Genomic DNA, 6,900 nt, shown 5'->3' on the forward strand with positions numbered 1-6,900 from the left:
GTCGCGCTTCCGCTCAGCGGCGCGCTCGGCCGCCGCCGCGGGTTCGGGGCCGTCGTACTGCTCCTCGCCGGCGGGCTCGGCCGCCGCCGCGGCCGCCGCCAGAAGCTCGGCGGGCAGCCCCGCACCGGCCGGGCCGGCCTCGACCACCGACTCCACCCGCGCCCGATCCGCGGCCGGCGCGCCCCGCCGGAACCAGACGAAGAACTCCACGTTGCCGCTCGGGCCGGGCAGCGGGCTCGCGGTCACGTCGACCACGCCCAGCCCCAGCTCGGCAGCGGCCGCCGCCACGTCCAGCACCGCCTCCGCGCGCAGCCGCCAGTCGCGGACCACGCCACCCGTGCCGACCCGCTCCTTGCCCACCTCGAACTGCGGCTTGACCATCAGCGCCAGATCACCCTCGGGCGCGGTGCAGGCGGTCAGCGCGGGCAGCACCAGACGCAGCGAGATGAACGACAGATCCGCCACCACCAGATCGACCGGGCCACCGATCGTCTCGGGCGTCAGCGTGCGCACGTTGGTGCGCTCGTGCACGTCGACCCGCTCGTTCGTGCGGATCGGCCAGGCCAGCTGCCCATACCCGACATCCACGGCGACCACCCGGCCGGCGCCCGCGCGCAGCAGCACGTCGGTGAACCCGCCCGTGGACGCGCCCGCGTCCAGGCAGCGCCGCCCCGCGACGGTCAGCCCCTTCGCGCCGAACGCGGCCAGCGCGCCGGCCAGCTTGTGGCCACCCCGCGACACATACTCCGTCTGCGGGTCCTCACCGGTGACCAGCACCGGGTCGGCAGGGTCGACCATGGCCGCCACCTTGTGGGCCACGGTCCCCCGGACCTGGACCCGGCCGGCCGCCACGAGCTGGGCGGCCTGTTCCCGGGAACGAGCGAGTTTGCGGCGGACGAGCTCGGCGTCGAGACGCGCACGGCGGGCCATCGAATTCCTTTTTCCGGTACGTCGTTTCAGCGATCGATGCTGGCCAGAGTCTCCTGGAGCACCTGGTGCGCGGCTTCGTACCCGGCGATCTGCTCGCCCGGCGCCAGCCGTGCGGCGTTGGCGAGCGAACTTAGCACCGCGTCCACGGCCGGGTGACCGGTCTCCTCCACCATCCCGTCCTCGCCGGTGCGGTAATGCTCCGCCGGAGTGAACTCCGCGGCCGGAGATCCGCTCGCGGGCGGGCCGGGCCGGAACCCGCCGGCCGGCGGCCCGGGGCGTGGCCCACCCGGAGGCGGACCGGGCCGGAAGCCACCCTGCGGCGGACCGGGACGCGGCCCGCCCGGCACGGCATTCGGGAACGTCACGGGATCACGCCTCCGGCTTCTCGGTCCGCGCGGTGCTCTCCGCCACCGTCTGCGACTTCCTGCCCTGTGCGGGCACCTGCGCCGCCTTCCGCGGGGACCGCCCGGCCGGTGTGGTGCGACCCGGCTCGGAGCCCGCAGCCGCACGCTTGGCCGGCGCGCCCTTCCGAGGCGCCGCCTTCCCGGGCGCGCCGGCCTTGGCGGGCGTCTCCCCCTTGGCGGGCCCGGCAGCTTTGCGTGGCGCGTCGCTCACCGGCCCTGCGGCCGCGCTCTCACTCGGCGCGATGAACGGCAACGCGGTCGCGGCCGCCGCCTCCTTCACCGCGCTGACCGGAGACACCGCAGTGCCCGGCGGCGTCAAGCTCGACGAGGCCGGCTCAGTCGCACTCTTCCGAGGCGAACGCTTGGCCGGCGCCCGATTCACCGCGGCCTTCTTCGCAGGCGCCTCAGCGGCCTTCTTCACGGGCGCGCCGGCGACCTTCTTCGCGGCCCGGCCGAGCGACGCCTTCTTCGGCTGCTCCCGCACGGTCGCCGCGGCTGCCTCGACCGGAGCCGCACTGCCCGATGTGGATCTCCGCGCCACCCGCTTGGCAGCCGGAGCCTTCTTGACCGGCCCACCAGGGGCGACCTCACCCGCCGGAGCCCCCTCAGCCGGCGCACCGGGCGAGGCCGCGTTGGCCGGCGCCCCACCCCGCGCCGTCCCGGCGGACGGCATCGCGTTGGGCGTGGCCTTCACCGCCTTCTTGGCGACCGCCTTCTTGGCCACGGCCTTCTTCACCGGCGCCACCGAGGGAGCAGGATCAGCGGCGGGCCCTGCGGGCCGCACACCACTCTCCACCGCGGTCGCGCGCGCCTGCGCCTCCCGCAGCTCCTTCTCCAGGGCGTGCACCCGGCTCGTCAGCTCGGACACCTCGTCGGCGGTGGCCAGGCCGACCCGGCCGAGCGCGCGGTCCACCTCGTACCGAACGATGTTGGTCAGCGCCTCGCGGTTCGCGATGCCCGCCGAGAGCAGGTCATCGACCAGCCCCTGCACCTGTGCCGCGGTGGCACCGCCCCGCTCGAGCAACTCACCGGCGACCTTCTGCGCCCTCTTCCGGGGCGCCTCGGTCAGCCCGAGCGCCAGGTCCAGATATGCGCGCCATGCATCCGGCATGATCCCTCCTCCTCTCGTCGCGTCGGGTGCCACGCTACCGGCAGCCCCCGACAAGTTCCTGGGGTACGGTGCTGGTGTCGCGAAGGGGGACGGCGTTGGCCACGGTGGACGAGTGCCGCAAAGCGTTGCACGACCTAGCTGCGAAGCTCGAGGCGAACGCCGAGGCGCGCGGCCGGCTCGATCTGGATCGCACGCTCGCGTGCCGGGTGACCGACCTGGAGACGGCCTTCCACGGCCGGATCGCCGGCGGCCTGCTCACCGACATCGCCGACGGCGACGATCCGAAGGCGAAGATCGTCCTGACCACCACCAGCGACAACCTGCTGGCGCTGATCGCCGGCCGGCTGGACATCACCCGCGCCATCGCCGGCCGGGAGATCTCCGTCAAGGCGAACCCGTTCGACCTGCTCAAGCTCCGCAAGCTCCTCTGATCACGCCGGTTGATACGACCCGCGGCCCCGGATCGTTCAACGTGAGATCAGGATCGGTCACCCCGTCCCGCTGACGGTAATCGAGTGGCCCGCCGCGCCCGGGCATGCGTAGCGTCGCAGGATGCAGATCAGGGCCGAGACCCCCGCCGACCATCCTGCCGTCGATCTCCTGGTCGAGCGCGCTTTCGGCGCCGCGGGCCGCGTCGTCGCCGACCTGGTCACCGCCTTGCGCCGGGACGATCCCCACTTCTCGGCGTATGTTGCGGAGGAGCCCGGCGGTGAGCTCATCGGTCACGTGATGTTCACCCGCAGCCTCGTCGACGCCCCCGAGCGCCTGCTCCCGGTCCAGGTCCTGAGCCCGCTCGCGGTCGTGCCGGAACATCAGCGCCAGGGCGTCGGCAAGGCCCTCATCGAGTACGGCGTGGCCGAGCTCGACAAACGCGACGTCCCCCTGCTCTTCCTCGAGGGCGACCCGGCGTACTACGGGAGGCGCGGTTTCGTCGCCGGCGACTCCCTCGGTTTCCGCAAGCCGTCACTGCGCATCCCGGACGCCGCCTTCCAGGTCATGCCGTTGACCGCGTACCGGCCGTGGATGACCGGCACCCTGGTCTACCTGCACACCTTCTGGGATCTCGGCTGCGTGGGCCTGCGCTAGGCAGCCTTGGCCGCCAGCTCCTCGACGCCGGCCAGCACCTCGACCGAGTCGGCTCTCCCCGCGCGATTGACACTAATCGCACCAGCAGTGATTTCCTGGCGACCACCAGTGCGCGGTGGGACGATGAGGAGACGAACGAGCGACCGCCTCGGACGACGGCCGCCCCGGGAAACTGGGAGGCATCCATGATCCACGTCCGCCCCGACGTGCCCTGCATCGACGGCTCGTGCACCGCGACGAATGTGCACGACCGCGCCGAGAGGGTCGCCGTGCCCGATTTCGATTACATGAGTTCCCCGATGGTGGCCATGGTCGACGGCATCTTCCGCATCGACCCCGAGGCCCCACCGCTGCCCCGCCGCAGCCACCGCCCGCGCCACGAGCAGTACCACCGCGACCCGGTCCAGCCCTTCTGACCGCTGAAGATCACCCCAAACCCCCTTCCTGCGTACGGCGTCAAGCGCGCCCCGCCGGAAACCACAAACCCGCACGCGCCCGCCCCGAAGCCGGCGAACCCGCACGCCCCGCCGGAGACCATCGAACCCGTGCACGCCCGCCGGAAGCCGCAAACCCCGTGCACGCCCGCCGGAAACCGCAAACCCCGCGCGCGCCCGCCGGAAGCCGGCGAACCCGTGCGCGCCACGCGACGCCCGGCCCGCCCCAGCACCCAGCGCGCCTCACCGTCGCCGGCTGGTTCTCATGGTCGTTATCCGGGCCGGATAACGACCATGAGAACCAGCCGGAAGCGCAACCCGCGCCGCCACTCGGACCGGTCGCCGGAAACAGAACAGCCCCGGCCGAGAAGGCCGGGGCTGTGATGCGTCGCGGGGGTCAGAGACCCCAGGTGGTGAGGAGTTCGGTGGCCGCGGCGGAGTTGCCGGTGACGTTGGCCGGTGGGACGCCGTCCCAGGTCACGCCACACAGCAGGCGCAAAGCATCGACCGGGTCACCGGAGCCGTCGAGGACCGCACGGTCACCGTCACGGGTGACCGTCCAACCCTCCACTGCGGCCGCCGACACCACGGCGCGATCAGCCGGCCGGAACAGCCCGGAGAGGTCCGCCGCCACGAACGCGGGGCGGCACTCGGCGGGGGCGGACAGCAGATCCTTCGGGCCGCTGACCCCGGTCAGGACGAGCAGGCTGTCCATGCCGGCGGTGACCGCACCCTGGATGTCGGTGTCCAGCCGGTCGCCGATCGTCAGGGGCCGCTCCGCTCCGGCGAGCGAGGCGGCTGTGGTGAAAAGCGCGGGCTGCGGCTTGCCGACCACCACGTCCGGTTCCCGGTCCAGGGCGGTCCGGATCACGGCGACCAGCGAGCCGTTGCCCGGCAGCGGGCCGCGCGGGCTGGGCAGCGTCCGGTCGGTGTTGGTGGCGTACCAGGTGGCGCCCGCACGAATCGCGAGCGCCGCCTCGGACAGGATCTTCCAGCCCACCTCGGGCCCGTAGCCCTGCACCACCGCGACCGGCGCGTCCTCCGCCGACTCGACCGGGGTGAGCCCGGCGTCACGGATCTCCGCGCGCAGCGCCTCGGCACCGACCACCAGCACCGGTGAACCGGCCTCGACCTGCTCGGCGACGAGAGCGGCGGCCGCTCCGGCCGAGGTGAGGACCTCGGCCGGAGCAGCACTGACGCCCATGCCGGTGAGCAGCGTGGCCACGTCCGCGGCACGACGGGACGCGTTGTTCGTCGCGTACGCGATCGACGTCCCGTCCGCCCGCAGCCGTTCGACCGCCTCGGCCGCACCCGGGATCGGCTTGTCGATCAGGAAGACGACGCCGTCCAGGTCGAAGATGGCCAGGTCGTAGCCACCGGCAAGGTGATCACTCATGCCTGCGGGCGGTCCTCGCCCCGGCCGGTGAGCTCGTCGCCGTCCTTCTCGCCCTGCTCGTCCTTCTCGGCGTCGTCCGACTTCGGCGCCTCGAAGACCGCGGCCGGGACCTCGTGCTTCTCGGCCTTCACCGGGTCGGAGTTGACGTCGGTGTCGGCCGCGCGGACCGGCTCCTCGTCGTCGTCGTCCTGGTCGTCGTCGTCCTGGTCGTCGAGGTCGTCCTCGTCGTAGTCCGCCGCGGGCTCGTCGTCCGAGTCCTGGTCGTCCTCGTCGAGCTCCTCGCCGTCCTCGTCCGGACCCTGGTCGCCGGCGGCGTCGCGCGCCTCGTCGGCCAGGTCCTCGTCGTCCTCGTCGTCGTCACCCTCGATGGTCACGCCGTCGAGCTCGAGGATCCGCTCCGCCGCATCGGTGAGCTGGTCCTCGTCGATCGCGGCGGCCCGCACGAACCACTCCCGGGCCTCGTCGCGACGGCCGGCCGCGAGCAGGGCATCCGCGTACGCGTAACGCAGTCGCGCCGCCCACTCGGTGGTGTCCTCCGCGGTCAGCTCCTTGACCTGGAGCATCGCCACGGCCGCCTCGTGCTGGCCGAGGTCCCCGCGGGCGCCCGCCGCCACGATCAGCAGCTCGATCGCGCCGGACTTCTCCAGCTTCGCGACATCGGCGCCACGGAAGAGGTCGATGGCCCGCTCCGGACGGCCCAGCGCCCGCTCGCAGTCGGCGATCTCCGCGAGGTGGGTCTGCTTGCCGGTCATCCGGTGGTACGTGCGGAGCTCGGCGATCGCCGTGGTCCAGTCACCGGCCGCGTACGCCGCCAGGCCGACAGCCTCACGCACGACCGCGATCCGGGAGGCCAGCCGCCGCGCCGCGATCGCGTGCTGCAGGGCCAGCTCGGAGTCCTCGTCGATGATGGTGCCGGCCGCCACGAGGTGACGCGCGACAGTGTCGGCGACGTCGCGGGACAGCGCGACCAGCTCGGCGCGGACCTCCTGGTCGAGGTCGGTCGCGACGATGTCCGCGGGGATGTCCGGAACCTGGAACGCGGCCTGGCCGTCCTCGATGTTCTCCGGCCGGTCAGCCTGGTTGCCGCCACGGTCCCGGTCACCCCGGTAACCGCCACGGTCCCCGCCGTCCCGGTCACCCCGGAAGCCACCACCCTGCGGACGGTCGCCACCACGGAACCCGCCGCGATCGCCACCACCCTGGTAGCCCGGACGGTCGCCGCCGCCCTGGTAGCCGCCGCGGTCACGGTCACCGCCACGGAAGCCGCCACCCTGGGGACGGTCACCGCCACGGAACCCGCCCCGGTCGCCGCCACCCTGGTAGCCCGGACGGTCACGGTCACCGCCACGGAAGCCGCCGCCCTGCGGACGGTCACCCTGCGGGCGGTCGCCGCGGTATCCGCCGCCGCCCTGGAAGCTCTCCCGGGTGCCACCGGTCCGGTCACGGTCGCCGCCGCGGAAGCCGCCCCGGTCGCCGCCACCCTGGTAGCCCGGACGGTCACCGCCACGGTCACGGTCCCCGCCGCGGAAGCCGCCCCGG

General features: G+C 73.4%; 6 protein-coding genes and 2 pseudogenes. 3 read left to right on the forward strand and 5 right to left on the reverse strand.

What is annotated here, in order from left to right; translation table 11 throughout:
- Positions 1-66 precede the first annotated feature (66 nt).
- The 3 genes and pseudogenes from Acy02nite_RS42565 to Acy02nite_RS47580 form a co-directional block, all read right to left on the reverse strand.
- A pseudogene (locus Acy02nite_RS42565) lies at positions 67-930 on the reverse strand (TlyA family RNA methyltransferase); the annotation flags it as partial.
- A gap of 26 nt (positions 931-956) precedes the next feature.
- Positions 957-1,295: a hypothetical protein gene (locus Acy02nite_RS42570; protein WP_239175778.1), complete on the reverse strand. Its 339-nt coding sequence runs from the start codon at positions 1,293-1,295 to the stop codon at positions 957-959.
- Between the two features lie 607 nt (positions 1,296-1,902).
- Positions 1,903-2,445: pseudogene (locus Acy02nite_RS47580) on the reverse strand (phasin family protein); the annotation flags it as partial.
- Positions 2,446-2,540: 95 nt separating this feature from the next.
- On the opposite strand from Acy02nite_RS47580, the gene Acy02nite_RS42580 reads away from it, so the two are divergent.
- From Acy02nite_RS42580 to Acy02nite_RS42590, 3 genes are all read left to right on the forward strand, one after another.
- On the forward strand, positions 2,541-2,876 hold the full coding sequence (locus Acy02nite_RS42580; RefSeq protein WP_203754896.1) for an alkyl sulfatase C-terminal domain-containing protein: 336 nt from the start codon (positions 2,541-2,543) through the stop codon (positions 2,874-2,876).
- 121 nt (positions 2,877-2,997) lie between these two features.
- On the forward strand, positions 2,998-3,531 hold the full coding sequence (locus Acy02nite_RS42585; RefSeq protein ID WP_203754898.1) for a GNAT family N-acetyltransferase: 534 nt from the start codon (positions 2,998-3,000) through the stop codon (positions 3,529-3,531).
- A 185-nt stretch (positions 3,532-3,716) separates the two neighbouring features.
- Positions 3,717-3,947, forward strand: a complete 231-nt coding sequence (locus tag Acy02nite_RS42590; protein ID WP_203754900.1) for a hypothetical protein — start codon at positions 3,717-3,719, stop codon at positions 3,945-3,947.
- Positions 3,948-4,362: 415 nt separating this feature from the next.
- On the opposite strand, the gene Acy02nite_RS42595 is transcribed toward Acy02nite_RS42590, so the two are convergent.
- Both Acy02nite_RS42595 and Acy02nite_RS47835 read right to left on the reverse strand, forming a co-directional pair.
- Complete coding sequence (locus tag Acy02nite_RS42595) at positions 4,363-5,361, reverse strand: HAD-IIA family hydrolase (RefSeq protein ID WP_203754902.1); 999 nt, start codon at positions 5,359-5,361, stop codon at positions 4,363-4,365.
- A partial coding sequence (locus Acy02nite_RS47835) for a tetratricopeptide repeat protein (protein WP_438820875.1) occupies positions 5,358-6,900 on the reverse strand: 1,543 nt, incomplete at its 5' end. The genes Acy02nite_RS42595 and Acy02nite_RS47835, both read right to left, overlap by 4 nt.

It is taken from the genome of Actinoplanes cyaneus, assembly GCF_016862095.1.
GTDB lineage: Bacteria > Actinomycetota > Actinomycetes > Mycobacteriales > Micromonosporaceae > Actinoplanes > Actinoplanes cyaneus.